Origin of the sequence: Serratia sp. ASV30, from assembly GCF_016428815.1 — a bacterium.
GTDB lineage: Bacteria > Pseudomonadota > Gammaproteobacteria > Enterobacterales > Enterobacteriaceae > Chania > Chania fonticola_C.
This window is the reverse complement of record NZ_JAELTL010000054.1, coordinates 1-19,216: the sequence shown is the minus strand read 5'-3', so window position 1 is coordinate 19,216 and position 19,216 is coordinate 1. Positions and strand designations below refer to the sequence as shown.

Here is a 19,216-nt window from a genome sequence, read left to right as displayed (position 1 = left end):
TGGGTTTTATTTGTAGCTTGGCCAATAAGAATATGGGGTCTGAAATAAATAGGTTACTAAAAATATCTGAGAACGCCCATTGCGAAGTTCACATGCTGTTTTAAGGATATCACTATGATCCATGCTTTTATAAAAAAAGGGAGCTTTCAGGATTCCGTCAGCCTGATGCTAATTTCCCGTAAGCTCAGCGAATCACCCAACGTCGAAGAAATATCGGTCATGATGGGCACGCCGGCCAATAAATCCTTACTTGAAGCGACCGGTTTCTGGCATCCGCAATTCAGTGAAGCGACCCCCAATGATATTTGCGTGGCGATCAAGGCGGAATCTGCCGATGACAGCATCACCACACAGATCGGTGAAGCGTTAGACCTGGCGTTGAAAGCCATTGCCCAGGGGCAGCAGGGCGGTAAACGCCTGCTCAAGGCACGCAGTTGGCGTATGGCGCGGCAGAAGTTGCCGGATGCCAATATGGTGCTGATCTCCATTGCGGGGGAATATGCCGCGCAGCTGGCCGATCAGGCACTGGACGATGGCTGCAACGTGATGATGTTTTCCGACAACGTCAGCGTTGAGCAGGAAGTGGCGCTAAAAACCAAGGCGCGTGACAAGGGCCTGATCGTGATGGGGCCAGACTGTGGCACGGCCAATATTGCCGGGGCACCGCTGGCCTTTGCCAACGTGGCCCCCAAAGGCATGATCGGCATCATTGGCGCCTCGGGAACGGGTATCCAGGAGCTGACCTCACAAATTACCCTGGCTGGGCAAGGCATCTCTCACGCCATTGGCTTGGGCGGGCGTGATTTAACTGCCGAAATCGGTGGTATCAGCGCTATCAGCGCACTGCGAATGTTGGCGGCCGATCCGCAAAGCCAGGTGTTGGCGTTTGTCTCCAAGCCTCCGGCCGAAGCGGTACGTCAACGGGTTATCGGTGAGATGAAGACCCTTGGCAAACCGGTGGTCGCTTTGTTCCTGGGAGCTAAAGCACCTGCTAAACAAGAGGGTAACATCACCTTCGCCGCGACCTTGGATGAAGCCGCCCGCCTGGCTGCGATGTTGGCAAACGTGCAGCAAATGGCCGCACAGCAACCTGCGGTATGCGGTGGCAAAATATCCGGCCTGTACGCCGGTGGCACGCTGGCGGCGGAATGCGCCATGTTGCTGGCCGATCGGCTGGGCGTGGAGGCCGACAGCAAGCATCAGCACGGCTCAATGCTCAACGCCGACGGACACCGCATTATCGATATGGGGGACGATTTCTACACCCAGGGCAAACCACACCCGATGATCGACCCGTCCACCCGTAATCAGGAAATCGCTCGCCTTGCTCAGCAGCCGCAGATTGGCGTGTTGCTGCTGGATGTGGTGATTGGCTATGGCGCGCAGGAAGATCCCGCAGATTCCTTGGCTACCGAAGTCAAACGCGTACGCGAAAAACGTGGTGCGGCCCATCCGTTGGCAGTTATCGCCACGGTAACAGGCACCGAACAAGACCCCCAGCAGCGCTCCAAACAGATTGCCACGCTCACCGAGGCCGGCATTGCCGTGATGAATTCGCTGCCTGAAGCGGTCGCGCTGGCCTGCCAGTTAATCGCCCCTCCAGAGCAGGGTAATAACGAACCAGCACCCGCCATGCTGGCCGGTGTTTCCGTGATCAATGCAGGCTTGCGTAGCTTTGCCGACGATCTGCAAACCAACGAAATTTCAGTGGTGCATTACCAATGGGCCCCGGTGGCTGGTGGTAATCAACGATTGGCTAACATACTGAAAAATTTAAAGTAAGGGATTGATATGACCGCAACTATTGAACAAGCAAACGCTGCCGTTATCGCCAGGATCCGTGAAGCCCGCCCTCATTGGCAGGATGTTGATTTAGCGAAAAACCTGATCCCGCAGTTGGCGCAGGGGAGAAAACTGCTGCATGCCGGGCCGCCGGTCACCTGGGCGGAAATGAGTGGCCCGGTACGCGGTGCCTGCATTGGGGCATGCCTGTTTGAACAGTGGGCTGAAAGTGAGCAGCAGGCGCTGACACTGCTGGAAAACGGTGAGATTGAATTCATCCCTTGCCATAACGTCAGTGCCGTTGGCCCGATGGGGGGCATCACCTCGGCGCATATGCCGCTGGTGGTGGTGAAAAACACCGTTCATGGTAACCATGCCTACTGCAACCTGAACGAAGGGATCGGTAAGGTGATGCGCTTTGGTGCCTATGGGCCAGACGTGCAGGCGCGCCTGCGCTGGATGCGTGACTCACTGGCACCGGTACTGAAAGAGGTGCTTGCCACCTTTGATGAGGGGATTGACCTCACCGCCGTTATGGCCCAGGCCATCACCATGGGGGACGAGTTCCACCAGCGTAATATCGCGGCGTCGGCGCTGCTGATGCGTTTGTTAGCCCCTAAAATCAGCCTGCTTGAGCGGGACAACGTTGAGCTGGCCAAGGTCATGCAATTCCTCAGCATCACCGATCAGTTCTTCCTCAACCTGGCGATGGCCTATTGCAAGGCGGCCATGGACGCCGGGGCCGAGATTAAGCAAGGCACCATCGTGACGGTGATGACCCGTAACGGCAAAAACTTTGGCGTCAAGATCAGCGGCATGGGCGACCAATGGTTTACCGCGCCGGTCAATACGCCGGAAGGCCTGTTCTTCTCCGGCTATAGCCAGGCTGACGCCAACCCGGATATTGGCGACAGTGCCATTACCGAAACCTTCGGCATTGGCGGTGCGGCCATGGTCGCCGCGCCTGGTGTGACACGCTTTGTCGGTGCCGCCGGTGGCATGAGTGCCGCGACCGATATCTCCGAAGAGATGGCCGAAATTTACCTGGAACGCAACATGATGCTGCAAATCCCAACCTGGGACTTCCAGGGCGCTTGCCTGGGGCTGGATGCCCGCCGGGTGGTGGAAACCGGCATTACTCCGTTGATCAACACCGGGATTGCCCACCGTGAAGCCGGGGTTGGGCAGATTGGTGCCGGTACCGTGCGTGCTCCATTGGGCTGCTTTGAAAAAGCCATCGAAGCACTGGCAGAAAAGCTGGGTATCAGCGCGTAACAACCGGTTAGCCCGGAGGAGACTCCGGGCTAGGGAGCAAGTTATGGACATCACCGCGTTAGCCATTAGCCGCTATGCCACGCAAGATTACGGTCCGTTACGCTGCGTGGGGCGTTTCAACAATGCCATCAACTTTCTCTCGCCTAACGATCGGCTACTGACGTTGCACCGTGAAGGGCGTGGGCTTAGCCCGATGGGCTGGGAAATTGGCGACGATGACTTCGACGAAATCTTTGACAGCCTGCCTGCGGCCCAGCATTGCCAGCTTTCACCGGCGGGGATCGAACTGGAGGATATTGCCATCTACCGCCAGGGGAGGTGCTTGGATCTCTGCCTGAAGGTGAGCGGAGAAATTGCGTTGCCGCCATTGGCTACCGCGCTGGCCGATGTTGATGCCCAGACCGGCCTGTTTGGCCGCCTGGACAACCTCGTTGACCAGCCGCATTGTCTGGAAATTCGCGAACTACAGCAGCACTTTACCGCCTGGTTGTTGGGGCAGAAAGTAGACTGGAGCGCCGTGCTTGGCAAAGGCCCTGGCTTGACGCCAAGCAATGATGACACGGTGCTGGGCATGTTGCTGGCGGCTCATCTCGATAGCCGCGTGGATGTCGCAAGGTTGTCGTCCTTTTTTGCCGCCAGCCAACCCTTAAGCCAGTTGACCACCTTGGTCAGCGTCCACTATTTGCAGTTTGCCGAGCAGGGGATCTTCTCCACCCCGGTACAACTTCTGGCACGCGCCTTACTCAGACCACAAGAATTACCCGCAGCCATCAACGACATGTTGGCAACCGGGCATTTTTCCGGTGCGGATACGCTATTGGGCGTCTGGTTGGGCGCGATGGCAATCAATCGTCTTTATTAATTTATCAGCGGAAAACCATGCCGAATGCCGTTCGGTATGGGCTGCTATTACTTGAAAAATGGGTACCTGAATGGAAACGTTAGTTATTGCCTTGGGGGGCAACGCCCTGTTAAAGCGTGGCGCGGTGTTATCTGCAGAGAATCAGTATCAGAGCATTGCGTTAATTGCCGATGCCATTGGCAAGCTGGCCAAGAAATACCGCATCGCCATCGTGCACGGTAACGGCCCGCAAGTGGGGTTGTTGGCGCTGCAAAACCTGGCCTATCGCGATGTTCCCCCTTATCCGCTGGATATTCTGGTGGCGGAAAGCCAGGGCATGATCGGCTATATGCTGGCCCAGCAGCTAGGGGCGTTCCATCCTGCTCAGCCGGTGTCCACGTTGCTGACTCGCGTCTTGGTAGACAGCGAAGATCCGGCGTATCGGGAACCCAGCAAATTTATCGGGCCGGTTTATGAGCCGCAACAGCAAGCCGAGCTGGAAAAAAAGTATGGCTGGAGCATGAAGCTGGATGGGAAATACCTGCGCCGGGTGGTGCCTTCCCCTGAACCGAAAAAGATCATCGATATTGAAGCGATCAATCTGCTGCTGGCGAAAAACCACATCGTGATTTGCAACGGCGGTGGCGGTGTTCCGATGGTGGCCAGCGCACAGGGAATGATCGGTAGCGAAGCGGTGATCGACAAGGATCTGGCTTCTGCGTTACTGGCCGAAGCCCTGGACGCCGATCACCTGGTGATCCTCACTGATGCTGATGCGGTGTATCAGCACTGGGGCACCCCGCAGCAAAAAGCCATTCGTTCTGCCACCACCAAAGAACTGGCCCCGATGGCCGTAGCCGATGGTTCGATGGGGCCAAAAATCATGGCGGTCAGCCGCTTTGTGCAGCGCAGCGGCAAGGTGGCACATATCGGTGCCCTGCAAGATATCGAGTCGGTACTGGCAGGCACCGCAGGGACATTAATTACGCCGTAATACTGGATGGGCCGAGCGGCCCATAAACCAAGGGAAAATGAATATGCAAACTATAAAAACAGAGCGAATGCCCTATTGGATTAAAACCGTAGTGATCTTCTTCCTCGGCTGGGTCGTTATCTATGCCGGGCGTTCAGTACTTAGCCCCATTATGCCGCAGATCCAAACCGAGTTCGGGCTGTCAAAAAGCCATCTGGGCTTAATCAGCAGCCTGTTCTTTCTGACCTACACCATTTTACAGGTGCCTGCGGGGCTATTGGGTGACCGCTTGGGGAGAAAACGCATTCTGGTCAGCGGCTTTATGCTGTTTGCGCTGTTTATCGCTGCCGTCAGTATCTCATCCAACTTTCTGATTTTCATCGTGCTGTGGATGCTGACCGGTGCTTCGCAAGGCGTCTATTATGGCCCGCAGTATGCGCTTTCATCCGAGGCCATCCCCAAGAAATGGATCACCTTGGGCAGTGCGGTGATCGGCAGCGGGATGTCGTTCGGTATCGCGCTGGGGTATTACCTTTCCAGCTTTATGATCGAACACTTTCATACTTCGTGGAAGATGCCGTTCCTGGCGATGGCGGTCCCGGTATTGATTGTGGCGCTGCTGATGCTGTTTTTCATTCGGGAAAAAGCGCCGCAAAGTGCCAGCGATGCTCCAGTAGCGGCGGCAGCAAAGAGCGAATTCAGTTTCCTGGATCTGTTTAAAAACCGTAACCTGCTGATGGCCTACATCACCATCTTTTGCTCGATCTATGGCTTCTTCGTGATCATTACCTGGCTGCCGTATTATCTGCAAAAAGAACGCGGCATGGATATTGTGCACGCAGCCAGTATCGCCTCTATCGTACCCTGGATCTCGGTGCTCGGGACGCTGATTTGCAGCTATATCTCCGACAAGCTGGGCCGCAGAAAACCGGTGGTGCTGTTTATGCTGCCTTTCTCACTGCTGGCGATCTTCGGCATCGTTTATTCCACCAGTGAAGCGGCGTTGATTGGCGTATTGGTGCTGTATGGGTTTATCGGCAAAATCAGCCTCAACCCGGTACTGATCGCCCTGGTAGCAGACAACGCACCGCGTGCCGCGCTCAGTACCGCTTTCGGGCTGTATAACTTCTTTGGTATGGCGGCGTCGATCTTTGCGCCTTACGTGACTGGCTTCATTGCCGACAGCACGGGAACGTTGAATGCGGGCTTCTATTTTGCCGCGATGATCACGGTGGTGGGTTTTATCGCCATGTTGTTCGTCAAAGAGGGGAAACCGGCGCAGGAGGCTTGATGTTTGATGCAGGGCGCAACCGTGCGGCTGCGCCCATGTACGATTAATACAGCAGTGAATACAGCTGGCGGCGATACTTGGCGGCCAGCGCATCGCCAGTCCCCAGTGCGGCCAGAATATCCATCAAGGTCTTGCGGGCGCTACCGTTAGCCGCCGCCAAATCCTTTTTCAGATGACCCATCAGCAATTCCAGCGCCTCTTCGTTACGGCCAACCTGATGCAGTTGCAAGGCTAGCTGCACGGCAAGTTCGACGTTTTCCGGCTGTTGCTGAACCTGCTGCTGCAACTGCTGAATTTCCGGCGTATCGGCGGCCTGCTTCATCAGCTCAATCTGCGCGACCAGGCCGAGGTAACGGGTATCGCGATCCTGCAATGGAATGGTCGCCAGCACCGCTTCGGCATCATCCGTCTTGTTCAGGGCGATCTGGGTTTCCGCCAGCGTCAGGCCGATATCGCTGCGCTGATTGCTGAGGCTCCAGGCGTCTTTCAGCAAAGGCAGAGCCTCTGCAGCACGGTCTTCCTGCAACAGTTCGGTGGCTTCTGCCAGCTTGAGGTCTTCGGCTTTTGGCAGGAAACGCTGCAGGAATTCGCGGATCATTTCTTCCGGCTGCGGCCCTTGGAAACCATCAACCGGCTGACCATCCTTGAACAGATAAACGGTTGGCAGGGAACGCAGGCCAAACTGGGCGGCGATCGCCTGCTCGGCATCGCAATCCACCTTCGCCAGAACGAACTGACCTGCGTATTCCGCCGCCAGTTTATCCAGTATCGGGGTGAGTTGCAGACAGTGCTGGCTGCGATCCGACCAGAAGTAGAACAGCACCGGCTGGGACATGGACTGTTCCAGCGTTTGGTGCAGGTTAGTTTCGTTAATATCAACAACGGCTTGAGCTAGCATGGTTTCTCTCTAATCTGATCTTGCGGAGCCAATCTATTCTAGATGGGGGCAAAGCGGCGCGCTTCAACCCTTAGCCCCCGTTTGCTTAACCATTACTGCGCAATAACCAGTCCAGCGCGCGGCCTGGCAACAGGCGGCGCAGGATGCTCATGGTATGCGCCAGCAGGGTGACCGGGTAGCGCAGCTTGGCTTTGGGGCTTTCCAGCGCATGGCGCAGCTTCGGTAACACCGCTTCGGCGGGCAGCGTCAAACGCTTGGCAATACTCGGGTTGTGCACCGGTTTATCGCTCTGCGCCTGATTGACGTTCTGGGTGAAATGGGTCGTCAGCGGGCCTGGTTCGATCAGACTGACCTGAATGCCGCTGCCGTGCAGTTCCATACGCAACGCGTCCGACCAGGCTTCCAGCGCAAATTTACTGGCGGCATAGGCCCCACGCCCGGCGCTGGAGATTAACCCCATCACTGAACTGGTCTGAATAATGCGCCCTTCACCGTGCGGCAGCATGGCTGGCAGCAGCAACTGGGTGAGCTGGTGGGTGCCAAACAGGTTGGCGGAGAATTGCCGTTCCAGCTGTTGGCGTGAAACCGAGCTGAGTGGGCCGTAAACGCCGAAACCGGCATTGTTGAACAGACCGTACAGCCGCCCGTTGGTCAGCTCGATCACCTGTGCGGCGGCGCGTTCTACGCTGGCGCTATCGTCCAGATCCAGCTCAATGCCTTCCAGCCCAAGCTGGCGCATGTTTTCCACGTCTTCCGGCTTACGGCAGGCGGCCAGCACGCGATAGCCACGGTTACGCAGATCTTGCGCTGCAATCAATCCTATCCCGCTGGAACAGCCGGTTATCAATACCGCTTTTTGCATAACTTTACCTAGTAGCTAACCCTATTCAGTTAGACTCATGTTTAACTAGTGGTTCCAGCTGTTGCGCCATCCAGGTGGCGATAAACGGCTGGGCATCCTGATTGGGGTGCAAACCGTCATCCTGCATCCATTCCGGTTTGATCACCACCTGTTCCATGTAAAACGGCAGCAGCGGAATGTTGAACTGCTTGGCCAACGCCGGATAGATCTCACCGAAGGCCTCGGTGTAGCGGCGGCCATAGTTTGGCGGAATATGAATTTGCATCAGCAACGGTTTGGCCCCCGCCTGCAAAACCAGCGTAATAATCTGGTTGAGATCGCGCTCAATATCCGCAGCCGGGAAGCCGCGCAGACCATCGTTGGCACCCAGTTCGATCAGCACCCAGCGGGGTTGATGTTGTTTCAACAGCTCGGGCAAGCGTGCCAGCCCCTGAGCGGCGGTGTCACCGCTGATACTGGCATTGACCACGGTCGGGTGGCCAGGTTGTTTCTGCCATTCATCGGCCAGGCGAGTGGCCCAGGCTTGCGCTACCGGCAACCGATAGCCAGCACTTAAACTGTCGCCTAAAATCAATAAGGTATCGGCCGCGACAGCACGTAAACTGAATAATCCCAACAGCAAAAGGAAGGGAAGATGCCAGCGGAAAACGTTCTTGAAGTTCATCATCTTAGTAAACACGTTGGTCAGGGTGAGCATCAGCTTACCATCCTTACCGGAGTCGAGCTGGTTGTCAAACCCGCACAGACAATTGCGCTGATCGGCGAGTCTGGTTCGGGGAAATCGACCTTGTTGGGCATCCTTGCAGGGCTGGACGACGGTAGCGAAGGAGAAGTTAGCCTGCTGGGGGAATCGCTTACCGCACTGGATGAAGAAGGGCGCGCTGCGCTGCGGGCAAAAAACGTCGGTTTTGTGTTCCAGTCGTTCATGCTGGTCCCCACCTTGAACGCGTTGGAAAACGTACAACTCCCCGCACTGCTGCGTGGTGAAAACGATCGTCAAAGCCGGGACCAAGCGGTGCAACTGCTGGAACAACTGGGGTTAGGCAAGCGTCTTAGCCACTTGCCAGCACAGCTTTCCGGTGGGGAGCAACAGCGTGTGGCGCTGGCACGGGCGTTCAGTGGCCGTCCACGGGTGCTGTTCGCCGATGAACCCACCGGCAACCTCGATCGCCAGACCGGTGAGCGCATTGCCGATCTGCTGTTCTCCCTCAACCGCGATTTCGCCACCACACTGATCCTGGTTACCCATGACGAGACGCTGGCGGCACGCTGTCAGCGGCGGCTGCGCTTGCGTGAAGGCAAGCTGTGGGAGGAAGCATGATTTGGCGTTGGTTCTGGCGTGAATGGCGTTCGCCTTCGCTGCTGATCGTCTGGCTGGCGCTGACGCTGTCGGTCGCCTGCGTGTTGGCACTGGGGAGCATCAGCGATCGCATGGACAAAGGCCTGAGCCAGCAAAGCCGCGACTTTATCGCCGGGGATCGGGTATTGCGTACCGCGCGCCCGGTGCCGGAAGGCTGGCTGCTCGATGCCCAACAACAGGGGCTGAAAGTCAGCCGCCAGCTCTCTTTTACCACCATGACCTACGCCGGGGATCGTCCACTACTGGCCAACGTCAAGGCTACCGATGCGGCCTACCCGCTGTATGGGCAGTTGGAAACCCTGCCAGCCAATCTCAAACCTGTGCCGGGCAGCGTGTTGGTGGCTCCGCGCCTGTTGGCATTATTGGATATCAAGGTCGGCGATAATCTGGAGGTGGGGGATACCACGTTACGCATCGCCGGTGAAATCGTGCAGGAGCCGGATTCTGGCTTCAATCCGTTCCAGACTGCGCCTGGCATTATCATCAACCTGGCAGATGTGGATAAAACCGGAGCGGTACAGCCGGGCAGTCGCCTGACCTACCGTTATATGTTTGCCGGTGCGCCAACCGATATTCAACGTTATGAAGAACGCCTCAAACCGCAGCTCAAACCCGATCAGCGCTGGTATGGGTTAGAGGAGTCCGGCAGCGCACTGGGCAAATCGCTACAGCGTTCCCAACAGTTCCTGCTGCTTTCGGCGCTGCTGACCTTGCTGCTGTCGATCGCCGCCGTAGCGGTGGCGATGAGCCACTATTGCCGCAGCCGTTATGATCTGATCGCGGTGCTGAAAACCCTGGGCGCTGGCAGAAAGGCGCTCAGTAAGCTGATTATTGGCCAGTGGCTGGCGGTGTTATTGCTGGCGGGAATATGCGGTAGCGTGATTGGTCTCGGGTTTGAAGCGGTGCTGATCCGCTTGCTGGCACCAGTGTTGCCGGGGGAACTCCCCGCCGCCGGGGGCTGGCCGTGGCTTTGGGCGATGGGGGCTCTGGTCATGATTTCGCTGCTGGTTGGGCTGCGCCCGTACCGGCAACTGCTGGCGACTCAGCCGCTGCGCGTACTGCGCCGGGATGTGGTAGCCAACGTCTGGCCGCTGCGTTACTTCCTGCCAGCCACTGCGGTGATTGTGGTCGGGCTACTGACGGTATTGATGGGGGCAAGTACGCTACTGTGGGCCATTCTGGCCGGTATGGTGGTGCTGGCCTTGCTGCTAGGGGGAATTGGCTGGGGCAGCCTGTTGCTGCTGCGGCGCATCACGCTGAAAAATCTGGCGCTGCGGTTGGCGGTGAATCGCCTGTTGCATCAGCCTTGGGTGACGATCAGCCAGCTAGCGGCATTCTCGCTGTCGTTTATGTTGTTGGCTCTGTTGCTGGTCTTGCGTGGCGATCTGCTCGATCGTTGGCAACAGCAGTTACCGCCAGACAGCCCGAACTATTTCCTGCTGAATATGACCACGGCACAGGTTCCTCAGGTGAAAGCCTTCTTGCAACAGCATCAACTGCATGAGGAAACCTTCTATCCCATCGTACGTGTGCGCCTGTCGGAAATTAACCAGCAGGTGGCGACGGAGCGGGTGCATGAAGACGATCCCGGTGGCGAGGCGGTGAACCGTGAGCTGAATCTGACCTGGCAAAGCGAGCTGCCGGATCATAACCCGCTGACGGCAGGTACCTGGCCGCCGAAAACCGGCGAGGTCTCAATGGATGAAGGGATCGCCGGCAGGCTCAAGATCCAACTGGGTGATACCTTGACGTTCAGCGGCGATACCCAATCGTTCAGCGCCAAAGTCACCAGCCTGCGGCAGGTAGATTGGGAAAGTCTGAAGCCGAACTTTTACTTTATCTTCCCGCCGGGTGCATTGGACGGCCAGCCACAAACCTGGCTGACCAGCTTCCGCTATGACGGCGACGGCAAGGTGCTAACCCAGCTTAACCGCCAGTTCCCAACGCTGAGCCTGCTGGATATCGGTTCGATCCTCAAGCAGGTCGGCGGCGTGTTGCAGCAGGTGAGCAGGGCGCTGGAGGTGATGGTGGTGCTGGTGGTGATCTGCGGCGGTCTGCTGTTACTGGCACAGGTACAGGTAGGGATGCGGCAGCGTAGGCAGGAACTGGTGGTTTACCGCACGCTAGGCGCCGGCAAACGCCTGTTGCGCGGTACGCTGTGGTGCGAGTTTGCGTTGCTGGGGCTGGTGGCCGGCATCGCGGCGGCGGTGGGGGCAGAAGCGGCACTGTGGCTGTTGCAAACCAAGGTGTTCGACTTCCCGTGGGCACCTACGCCGGTGCTGTGGTGGGCGTTACCGTTGCTGAGTGCCTTGCTGCTCTCGCTGTGTGGTGGCTGGCTTGGTGTACGCCTGCTGCGCGGCAGGGCGCTGTTCCGCAGCTATGAAGGTTAATTTTTTACTGGCTGTAGCGGTGGTAGAGCAAGGTTAATTACCCCTCACCCCAACCCTCTCCCACAGGGAGAGGGGGCCGTACGGGGTTGCTATCAGGTGAAGGCGTTAGTCTTTAACGGATTGATGTAAAGGATGAATACCATGGTTAATTTGTGACACGGTAAGTCCTCTTTGGGAGCCGTACGGGGTTGCTATCAGGTGAAGGCGTTAGTCTTTAACGGATTGATGTAAAGGATGAATACCGTAGTTAATTTGTGGCACGGTAAGTCCCCTCTCCCTTTGGGAGAGGGTTAGGGTGAGGGGAATACACCGAGATTAAATGCCTATCACCCCACAAGATCACCCCAGCTTTTGCTGCGCCCAGGCTAAGCCACTTTGGTACTCGGCTGGCAGCAGCGGCGCTAATGCCTGCAACGCCTGTTGCAAAGAAGCTGCGTCGGGATCGTTGAGATTCAGGTGACCCACTTTACGCCCCTCACGCACCTCTTTCTCATACCAGTGCAAATGCACCAGCGGCAGGCCCAGCCATTGCTGATTCACCGCCGTGCCGATCAGGTTGACCATCACCGAAGGCGTATTCACCACCGGCTTAGGCAGCGGCAGCCCCAGGATGGCACGCAAATGCAGCTCAAACTGGCTGATGGAAGCGCCGTTCTGCGTCCAGTGGCCACTGTTGTGGACACGCGGAGCCAACTCGTTGATCAGCAGGCTGTCGCCGACGATAAAGCACTCCATCGCCATCACGCCTACGTAGTTCAACTCATCGAGGATCGCAGCCAACATCTGCTCGGCCTGCTGCTGCAACGCCGGATTGGGCTGTGGCAGCGCTACGCTAGTACGCAGAATGCCTTCTTCGTGCAGGTTGTGAGTCAGCGGATAGAATACCGACTGGCCATCGTGACCACGAGCGCCCACCAACGACACTTCGCCAGAGAAATTAATCCCCTGCTCAACGATGCATTCGCCATAGTTATCCGCCGGTAACTCCGCCTCTTGGCCCGGGCGCAAACGCCACTGGCCACGGCCGTCATAACCACCCACGCGGCGTTTAACGATCGCCAACTCACCCAAGGTGGCAAACACCTGCGGCCATTCGCCAGCATTTGCCAGCAATTGCCAAGGGGCGGTGGCAAGATGAAGTTGATCGAGCAGTTGTTTCTGTGTCAGGCGATCGGCCAAACGCGGGAAGATATCGCGGTTGACGAAGTTATTGTGCGTCGCCAATTCGCGGGTCAGGGCGGTTTCTGGCCAGCGTTCGATCTCTGCGGTGATCACCGCATTTTGATAGGGCACCGCTTCCGGCTCGGCATCCAGGCCGACGGGATAAACCGCAATTCCCAGTGGTTCACCGGCCTGACGCAGCATACGTCCTAACTGGCCGTTACCCAGTACGCAAACCGGCTTCATGCGTCCTCCCGTGGGTCCGGGTGGTTCAGCACCTCGTCGGTCTGCGCCTGACGCCACTGCGCCAACCGCTGTGCCAGCCCGGCATCGTGCAGCGCCAGAATTTGTGCTGCCAGCAACCCGGCGTTGGCCGCACCGGCTTTGCCGATGGCGAGCGTACCCACCGGAATGCCACGTGGCATTTGCACAATGGAATACAGGCTATCGACACCGCTCAATGCGGCGCTTTGTACCGGCACACCCAGCACCGGAACCAGCGTTTTGGCCGCCAACATGCCTGGCAGATGCGCAGCACCACCGGCACCGGCGATGATCACGTCAAAACCCATGGCCTTGGCATGTTCGGCAAAGCTGAACAGCTTATCCGGCGTGCGGTGGGCGGAGACAACTTCGACATGGAACGGGACATCCAGCGTGGTCAGAACTTCGGCCGCGGACTGCATTGTGGCCCAGTCACTTTTTGAACCCATTACGATTGCGATTTTAACCCCAGCGTTGGCGGCTGAAGTAGCGGTGGCTCCCATGAGTGCATGGCTCCTGTGATGTGGACAAACGTCGGCTGGCAGGCCGTATGAGGGCGTAGAGCATACCATGGGTACAGGGCGAGGAAAACGGTTGCGTCGACGGTTTTTGCCATCAAAAGCGTGAAAACGGCCTAGAAGGGGAACTCGATCAGTTCGACGGCATCTGCCGTGACTTTAATCATTGAGCCTTGTGTATGCCAGGCTCCCAACACCGCGCGATGGGCTTCTCCGTTTGGTAATGCCAGCGGATGGATTGCCGGGCGATGGGTGTGGCCGTGGATCATCCAGTGGACGTTGTGGCGCAACATGGCCTGCTCAACGGCCTGCGGGTTGACGTCCATAATCGCGGTGGATTTGTATTGGTTGCTTTGTTGGCTGCGCGCACGCATTTTAGCGGCGATCTTCAAGCGCCAGCGCAGAGGGAGCGCGAGAAAAGCACGTTGGATCCAGGTGTTATGAACTTTCTTGCGGAATTCTTGATAGGCCTGATCGTCGGTGCATAGGGTATCGCCATGCAGGATCAGGATCTTGCGGCCATACAGCTCAACGACCTGCTCTTCAGGTAGCAGGATCATACCGCTCTGCTTGGCAAAGCGCTTACCCAACAGGAAATCGCGGTTGCCGTGAATGAAGTAACAGGGGACTCCAGCCTGGTGCAACGTCTTGAGTGCGCCGGCAATTTCGCTATGCAACGGCTCGGGGTCATCATCACCAATCCAGGCTTCGAACAGATCGCCCAGAATGTATAATGCGTCGGCGTGAACGGCTTCTCGCTGCAAAAAACGCAGAAAACCGGCAGTAATTGCCGGTTCCTGTGCGCATAGATGCAGGTCTGCGATGAACAGCGTGCTCATGCAGCCGCGATTACTCGCTGACGGTAACGCTGGTGATCACGACATCTTCAACCGGTACATCCTGGTGCATGCCGCTGCGGCCAGTTTTTACCGCTTTGATCTTCTCGACCACGTCCATACCTTCTGCCACTTCGGCAAATACGCAGTAACCCCAACCCTGGGAGTTTTCAGCACGGAAGTTCAGGAAGTCGTTATCCACCACGTTGATGAAGAACTGGGCGGTGGCAGAGTGTGGATCGTTGGTACGAGCCATTGCCAGGGTGCCACGGGTGTTTTTCAGGCCGTTGTTAGCTTCGTTCTTGATGGTTGCTTTGGTGTCTTTCTGATGCATACCAGGTTCAAAACCACCGCCCTGAACCATAAAGCCGTTGATGACACGGTGGAAGATGGTGTTGTTGTAGAAGCCTTCACGGCAGTAGTTCAGGAAGTTTTCAACGGTAACCGGTGCCTTGTCAGCAAAGGTCTTGATAACGATATCGCCGTGATTGGTGTGGAAAGTAACCATAGTTTTAGTCCTAGCAAGATGAAATGAGCTGTCACATAGGAAGGCGTGTGAGCAATCAGACCGACTTTATAACATATCTCAATTAATCAGTCAGCAGTGGCTAGGGTGGCAGTTCCGGGCAGAAATACACGTGTTGTTATCTTAGTCTGGATTGGGTTAATTCCGATCTCACGCAATTTTCTGCCGATCAATTCAGCAATCCTTGGGCTTGACCTTGCAATAGAGCAGCCTTCGGGTTTCAATATGCGGATATGTTTGTTATCACGCACACCACGGACAGCCCTGATGCTAAAGATATTTAATACCCTGAGTCGTCAAAAAGAGGAATTTAAGCCCATTCATGCCGGTAAAGTCGGTATGTACGTGTGCGGGGTAACCATTTATGACCTGTGTCATATCGGCCACGGGCGTACCTTTGTTGCTTTTGACGTGGTAGCGCGCTACCTGCGTTACCTCGGCTATTCGCTGAACTACGTGCGTAACGTGACCGACGTGGATGATAAAATCATCCGCCGCGCGGCAGAAAACGGCGAAACCTGCGATCAACTGACCACGCGTATGCTGGCAGAGATGCACGCCGATTTCGATTCGCTACTGATCGAACGCCCGGATCAAGAGCCGCGTGCCACCCACCATATCGAAGAAATCATCGAGATCACCCAACGCCTGTTGGCGCGCGATCATGCCTATGTGGCCAGCAACGGCGACGTGATGTTCTCCATCGATAGCGATCCGCAATACGGCCTGCTGTCCCGCCAGGATCTGGAGCAGTTGCAAGCCGGTGCACGTGTGGAAATCGACGACGTGAAACGCAACCCGATGGATTTCGTGCTGTGGAAGATGTCCAAGCCGGGCGAACCAAGCTGGGAATCGCCGTGGGGCCCAGGCCGCCCAGGCTGGCATATCGAATGCTCGGCCATGAACTGCAAACAGCTAGGCACCCATTTTGACATTCACGGCGGTGGTTCAGATCTGATGTTCCCGCACCACGAGAACGAGATTGCCCAATCCAGCTGTGCGCATGATGGTCCGTACGTCAACTACTGGATGCACTCCGGGATGGTGATGATCGACAGAGAGAAGATGTCCAAGTCATTGAACAACTTCTTTACCATCCGCGACGTGCTGGGCTACTACGACGCCGAAACCGTGCGTTACTTCCTGATGTCTGGCCACTACCGTAGCCAACTGAACTACAGCGAAGATAACCTCAAGCAGGCGCGCGCCTCGCTGGAACGTTTGTACACCGCACTGCGTGGCACCGATGCCAATGCGCAACCTGCTGGCGGTGAAGTGTTTGAAGCGCGCTTCCGTGAAGCTATGGACGACGACTTCAACACCCCAGAAGCCTATTCCGCGTTGTTCGATTTAGCGCGTGAAGTAAACCGTCTGAAGAGCGAAGACATAGCGGCGGCGAATGGGTTGGCGGCAGAGCTGCGTAAACTGGCCAAGGTATTGGGCCTGCTGCAACAGGAGCCAGAACAGTTCCTGCAAGGTGGTGCGCAAGCGGACGACTCGGAAGTGGCAGAGATTGAAGCGTTGATCAAACAGCGTAACGACGCACGTGCCGCCAAAGACTGGGCGCTGGCAGATGCCGCTCGCGATCGGTTGAACGAGATGAATATCGTGCTGGAAGATGGCCCGCAAGGGACTAGCTGGCGTCGTAAGTAAACTAAGAACTTATTAAGTTAATAAAACCGGGTTGCTGTGGCTTCCCGGTTTTTTTATGCCTTAAGCATGGGCTTCGCTGAGCAGGCGCTGGTTGATGTAATCAATAGCTTGCTGCGGATCCATTATCTTGTTCACGACGTTGGTCACGCCCTGGCCGATAATGATCTCCGCATGGCGCAGGTTAAACAACTCGCCCTGTAAACCCCGAGATTCACGAATGCCGATACTAGGATTATCTCGCAACAGGTTAAACCACGGATAGAGATGCAGAATGCGTTGGTTCTGATAGATGCTGCGGTGGGCGCTGTTACCGCCCAAGAGCACCAGATGCTCGGTAATTTCAGCCGAATACAGCCAACGGAAGAACTGCTCTACCTGCGCCTTCTTATTACTGAAACGAGACATGCCTAACGAGCCACCGCCCATCTGCGGCATGTTGCCAGGAACTGGCGCGTAACCAATCGCCGGTGATAGAGGGCTGTGGGCGACGTCGTTGAACAGATTCATATACATGATCAGCATCGCCAACTGGCCTTGCTCAAACTGGGCCACCGCAGCATTCCACCATTCACTGTTGAGATTGGTGGTGACGGTAAGCTGTTGCTGATATTGCCGCAACGCTTCGATGGCCAAGGTTGCCTCCAGTTGCACCGGTTTGTCTTGGTGCACTAGCCGCCCACCTAACGCGTAATAGCGCAGTAGATATTCGGTAGCAATTAACCCGGAACTCCCGAGAGTCGTTGATGAACCTATCGGACGTTGCGGGTTGCCGGATTGATGAGTCGCCGTGAAAAAGGCCGTAATGTCATCAAACTCGGCGAAACTGGTCGGGATCTTCAGCTCTTTGCCCGATTTCTCATAGAACATGCGTTTGACCGTGGGGTCTTCGAACAGATCTCGGCGATAGAACAGCAACTGGGTGCTGGCATCAAACGGCAACGCATAGGCTTTGCCGTCAATCTGGCTGAAATGATGGCCAACCTCTGCCGAGAAGTTTTCCAGCAGTTCTGGTAGTGCTGGCGCGATCTCTGTCAACGGCGTGAGGGCCTTTTCCGCAAACCAGGGGAGGCAGGCCATATCGATACGCAGCAAATCGTAATAAGGATGCAGATGCAGATTCGAGAGGATCTCAAACACTTCATCGTAAGGATAAACCGCGAGATTCACCTTGATACCGGTCTGGCGATAGAAATGCGGCAACAGCTTCTTCAGCGCATCGGTCGAGGGGGTAGGCAAGATCAGCATGTTCAGCGTTTCACCCTGCTCAGAAACGGCGGGCATGGGTTGAACGTCCAGAGCAAAGCCACGGCTATCCAGTATCTGCTCATCGGCCAGTGTTGCCAATCCGCAGATATATCGGGCAATTTCCAGGCCCAGCCGGGCGTAATCCATCTGATAGTGGTACTGATTGGCTACCACGGCGGGTTCGTTATCGCTGAGTTGCCAGATCGGCGGGCAGGGGGCTGCGCTACCCAGATAGGCCGCCTGCGTCAGGCAACGGGCTTTTTCACTGTCTTGAGCAATAAGTACCTGTGGCGGCTGGCCAGCAAAAAAAGCAAAAGCGGCGGTGTGACATTCACTGGCCGGTGACGGAACGACCGTTAACTGGGTCGATGGGCTTAACTGTGCCAGCGTATCTTTCAATGCCTCGACAAAACACTGGCCGTTGGTATAAGCGAGGGGCTCACAAAGCACGCCAACGTGCGTGGGTTGTTCGCGGGCGATCTCGCTGGCAATGGCCTGGCCCGCCTGGCAAAAGTTCAGGTTGAATGTGACCTTGGCCTGCGCTGGATGGCGATAGACAAACAGGATCTGCTCCGCTGGCAGCCGGAGCGTCTGATAATAGCTTTCGCTGTCGGCAAGGCAGGAGACCGTAACGATGGTTTGGTAGGATTTTGCGGCCAGCGTCTGCAAGATATCTCTTTCGGCAGAGGGCAGATCGTTAGTGACGTACAAATCCAGATCGCCCGGGAAAGAAGATCGTAATGATTGCTGAAGCCCACGGTAGAGCTGGTGATACTGCTCGCTGTTGATATCGGGCAGGATCAGCGCAACGCCACTGCTTTTGCTGGCGCGTAGCGACTGCGCCTGGGCATTGATCTGATAACCCATTTGCTGGGCAGCCTGTTTGACCGCCTCGATCTTTTCAACGCTGACATTGCCGCGCCCGTTGAGCACGTTGGAAGCGGTGCCGTGTGATACCCCCGCCAGCTTCGCTATATCCTTGATAGTTGCCATTTTCCCACCGCTTTGAGCCGCCTGTTTTGATGCTAACACCGGCTTGGGCGCTTCGCTATCTCGATTTCTCTTCAAGCGTAAAATTTGGATCGTTCCATCATTAGGTGGTTGTTATTTGTCCTTAATTAATCCAGTGCCACAAAATTGATGAAAAACGTAATAGTTACCAATGTTTATTTTTATTTGTTTGATTTTAATAAATATTAAATTAAATTTTTGAAGCGGATCACCAATATTCATTGCAGTATTAACCGTTTTTTGCCCTCATGACTATGATTGACACGTTCCAAAATCACTTTCGTCGACCAAATTAACGAAGGAGATAGGAGCAATAGGTCAGTAATGTAC

16 protein-coding genes are annotated in these 19,216 nt (G+C 56.1%); 8 read left to right on the top strand and 8 right to left on the bottom strand.

Annotation, left to right across the window (positions count from 1 at the left end; genetic code table 11):
* Positions 1-114 precede the first annotated feature (114 nt).
* The 5 genes from JHD74_RS20270 (at position 115) to JHD74_RS20250 (ending at position 6,162) form a co-directional block, all read left to right on the top strand.
* On the top strand, positions 115-1,782 hold the full coding sequence (locus JHD74_RS20270; protein ID WP_199063377.1) for an acyl-CoA synthetase FdrA: 1,668 nt from the start codon (positions 115-117) through the stop codon (positions 1,780-1,782).
* A gap of 9 nt (positions 1,783-1,791) precedes the next feature.
* Entirely contained in the window at positions 1,792-3,057 is a 1,266-nt protein-coding gene (locus tag JHD74_RS20265; protein ID WP_186528512.1) for a DUF1116 domain-containing protein, read from the top strand.
* A 43-nt stretch (positions 3,058-3,100) separates the two neighbouring features.
* Positions 3,101-3,919 (top strand): DUF2877 domain-containing protein, encoded by an 819-nt coding sequence (locus tag JHD74_RS20260; protein ID WP_098928372.1) that lies wholly within the window; start codon positions 3,101-3,103, stop codon positions 3,917-3,919.
* A gap of 70 nt (positions 3,920-3,989) precedes the next feature.
* Positions 3,990-4,892 (top strand): carbamate kinase, encoded by a 903-nt coding sequence (locus JHD74_RS20255; RefSeq protein ID WP_024528439.1) that lies wholly within the window; start codon positions 3,990-3,992, stop codon positions 4,890-4,892.
* Positions 4,893-4,935: 43 nt separating this feature from the next.
* The gene (locus JHD74_RS20250) at positions 4,936-6,162 is read left to right on the top strand and encodes an MFS transporter (protein ID WP_029711056.1); all 1,227 of its coding nucleotides are present in this window, start codon (positions 4,936-4,938) and stop codon (positions 6,160-6,162) included.
* Between the two features lie 43 nt (positions 6,163-6,205).
* On the opposite strand, the gene JHD74_RS20245 is transcribed toward JHD74_RS20250, so the two are convergent.
* From JHD74_RS20245 to tesA, 3 genes are all read right to left on the bottom strand, one after another.
* On the bottom strand, positions 6,206-7,060 hold the full coding sequence (locus JHD74_RS20245) for a co-chaperone YbbN (RefSeq protein WP_021805422.1): 855 nt from the start codon (positions 7,058-7,060) through the stop codon (positions 6,206-6,208).
* A gap of 85 nt (positions 7,061-7,145) precedes the next feature.
* Positions 7,146-7,922, bottom strand: a complete 777-nt coding sequence (locus JHD74_RS20240; RefSeq protein ID WP_021180073.1) for an SDR family oxidoreductase — start codon at positions 7,920-7,922, stop codon at positions 7,146-7,148.
* A 25-nt stretch (positions 7,923-7,947) separates the two neighbouring features.
* A complete protein-coding gene (tesA, locus tag JHD74_RS20235; RefSeq protein WP_161629483.1) occupies positions 7,948-8,586 on the bottom strand; it encodes a multifunctional acyl-CoA thioesterase I/protease I/lysophospholipase L1 in 639 nt (212 codons plus the stop codon).
* Between tesA and ybbA the strand changes: the two genes are divergently transcribed.
* Entirely contained in the window at positions 8,557-9,243 is a 687-nt protein-coding gene (gene ybbA, locus JHD74_RS20230; protein WP_074027789.1) for a putative ABC transporter ATP-binding protein YbbA, read from the top strand. The two genes, tesA and ybbA, sit on opposite strands and share 30 nt — an antisense overlap.
* Positions 9,240-11,672 carry a putative ABC transporter permease subunit YbbP gene (gene ybbP / locus JHD74_RS20225; RefSeq protein ID WP_199063376.1) on the top strand — a complete coding sequence of 811 codons (2,433 nt, stop codon included), beginning with the start codon at positions 9,240-9,242 and terminating at the stop codon, positions 11,670-11,672. Before ybbA ends, ybbP begins: the two co-directional genes overlap by 4 nt.
* A gap of 339 nt (positions 11,673-12,011) precedes the next feature.
* Here ybbP and purK read toward each other — a convergent pair whose 3' ends face one another.
* The 4 genes from purK to ppiB all read right to left on the bottom strand — a co-directional run bounded on the left by purK (position 12,012) and on the right by ppiB (position 14,959).
* A complete protein-coding gene (purK, locus tag JHD74_RS20220; RefSeq protein WP_098928368.1) occupies positions 12,012-13,079 on the bottom strand; it encodes a 5-(carboxyamino)imidazole ribonucleotide synthase in 1,068 nt (355 codons plus the stop codon).
* Positions 13,076-13,600, bottom strand: a complete 525-nt coding sequence (purE, locus tag JHD74_RS20215) for a 5-(carboxyamino)imidazole ribonucleotide mutase (protein WP_024486090.1) — start codon at positions 13,598-13,600, stop codon at positions 13,076-13,078. The genes purK and purE overlap by 4 nt, the downstream gene beginning before the upstream one ends.
* 131 nt (positions 13,601-13,731) lie before the next feature.
* Positions 13,732-14,454: a UDP-2,3-diacylglucosamine diphosphatase gene (locus tag JHD74_RS20210; protein ID WP_199063375.1), complete on the bottom strand. Its 723-nt coding sequence runs from the start codon at positions 14,452-14,454 to the stop codon at positions 13,732-13,734.
* A gap of 10 nt (positions 14,455-14,464) precedes the next feature.
* Positions 14,465-14,959 carry a peptidylprolyl isomerase B gene (gene ppiB, locus JHD74_RS20205; protein ID WP_024486088.1) on the bottom strand — a complete coding sequence of 165 codons (495 nt, stop codon included), beginning with the start codon at positions 14,957-14,959 and terminating at the stop codon, positions 14,465-14,467.
* A gap of 285 nt (positions 14,960-15,244) precedes the next feature.
* Here ppiB and cysS point away from each other — a divergent pair, with 285 nt between their 5' ends.
* A complete protein-coding gene (gene cysS, locus JHD74_RS20200; protein WP_074027792.1) occupies positions 15,245-16,630 on the top strand; it encodes a cysteine--tRNA ligase in 1,386 nt (461 codons plus the stop codon).
* A gap of 60 nt (positions 16,631-16,690) precedes the next feature.
* Here cysS and JHD74_RS20195 read toward each other — a convergent pair whose 3' ends face one another.
* Positions 16,691-18,868 carry an extracellular solute-binding protein gene (locus JHD74_RS20195; RefSeq protein WP_199063374.1) on the bottom strand — a complete coding sequence of 726 codons (2,178 nt, stop codon included), beginning with the start codon at positions 18,866-18,868 and terminating at the stop codon, positions 16,691-16,693.
* Positions 18,869-19,216 lie beyond the last annotated feature (348 nt).

Coding starts and splice junctions, on each gene's coding strand:
- JHD74_RS20195 (WP_199063374.1), bottom strand. CDS start 18,868: ATGGCAACTATCAAGGATATAGCGAAGCTGGCGGGGGTATCACACGGC.
- ppiB (WP_024486088.1), bottom strand. CDS start 14,959: ATGGTTACTTTCCACACCAATCACGGCGATATCGTTATCAAGACCTTT.
- purK (WP_098928368.1), bottom strand. CDS start 13,079: ATGAAGCCGGTTTGCGTACTGGGTAACGGCCAGTTAGGACGTATGCTG.
- JHD74_RS20210 (WP_199063375.1), bottom strand. CDS start 14,454: ATGAGCACGCTGTTCATCGCAGACCTGCATCTATGCGCACAGGAACCG.
- JHD74_RS20240 (WP_021180073.1), bottom strand. CDS start 7,922: ATGCAAAAAGCGGTATTGATAACCGGCTGTTCCAGCGGGATAGGATTG.
- JHD74_RS20245 (WP_021805422.1), bottom strand. CDS start 7,060: ATGCTAGCTCAAGCCGTTGTTGATATTAACGAAACTAACCTGCACCAA.
- purE (WP_024486090.1), bottom strand. CDS start 13,600: ATGGGAGCCACCGCTACTTCAGCCGCCAACGCTGGGGTTAAAATCGCA.
- JHD74_RS20270 (WP_199063377.1), top strand. CDS start 115: ATGATCCATGCTTTTATAAAAAAAGGGAGCTTTCAGGATTCCGTCAGC.
- ybbA (WP_074027789.1), top strand. CDS start 8,557: ATGCCAGCGGAAAACGTTCTTGAAGTTCATCATCTTAGTAAACACGTT.
- tesA (WP_161629483.1), bottom strand. CDS start 8,586: ATGAACTTCAAGAACGTTTTCCGCTGGCATCTTCCCTTCCTTTTGCTG.
- JHD74_RS20250 (WP_029711056.1), top strand. CDS start 4,936: ATGCAAACTATAAAAACAGAGCGAATGCCCTATTGGATTAAAACCGTA.
- ybbP (WP_199063376.1), top strand. CDS start 9,240: ATGATTTGGCGTTGGTTCTGGCGTGAATGGCGTTCGCCTTCGCTGCTG.
- JHD74_RS20265 (WP_186528512.1), top strand. CDS start 1,792: ATGACCGCAACTATTGAACAAGCAAACGCTGCCGTTATCGCCAGGATC.
- JHD74_RS20260 (WP_098928372.1), top strand. CDS start 3,101: ATGGACATCACCGCGTTAGCCATTAGCCGCTATGCCACGCAAGATTAC.
- JHD74_RS20255 (WP_024528439.1), top strand. CDS start 3,990: ATGGAAACGTTAGTTATTGCCTTGGGGGGCAACGCCCTGTTAAAGCGT.
- cysS (WP_074027792.1), top strand. CDS start 15,245: ATGCTAAAGATATTTAATACCCTGAGTCGTCAAAAAGAGGAATTTAAG.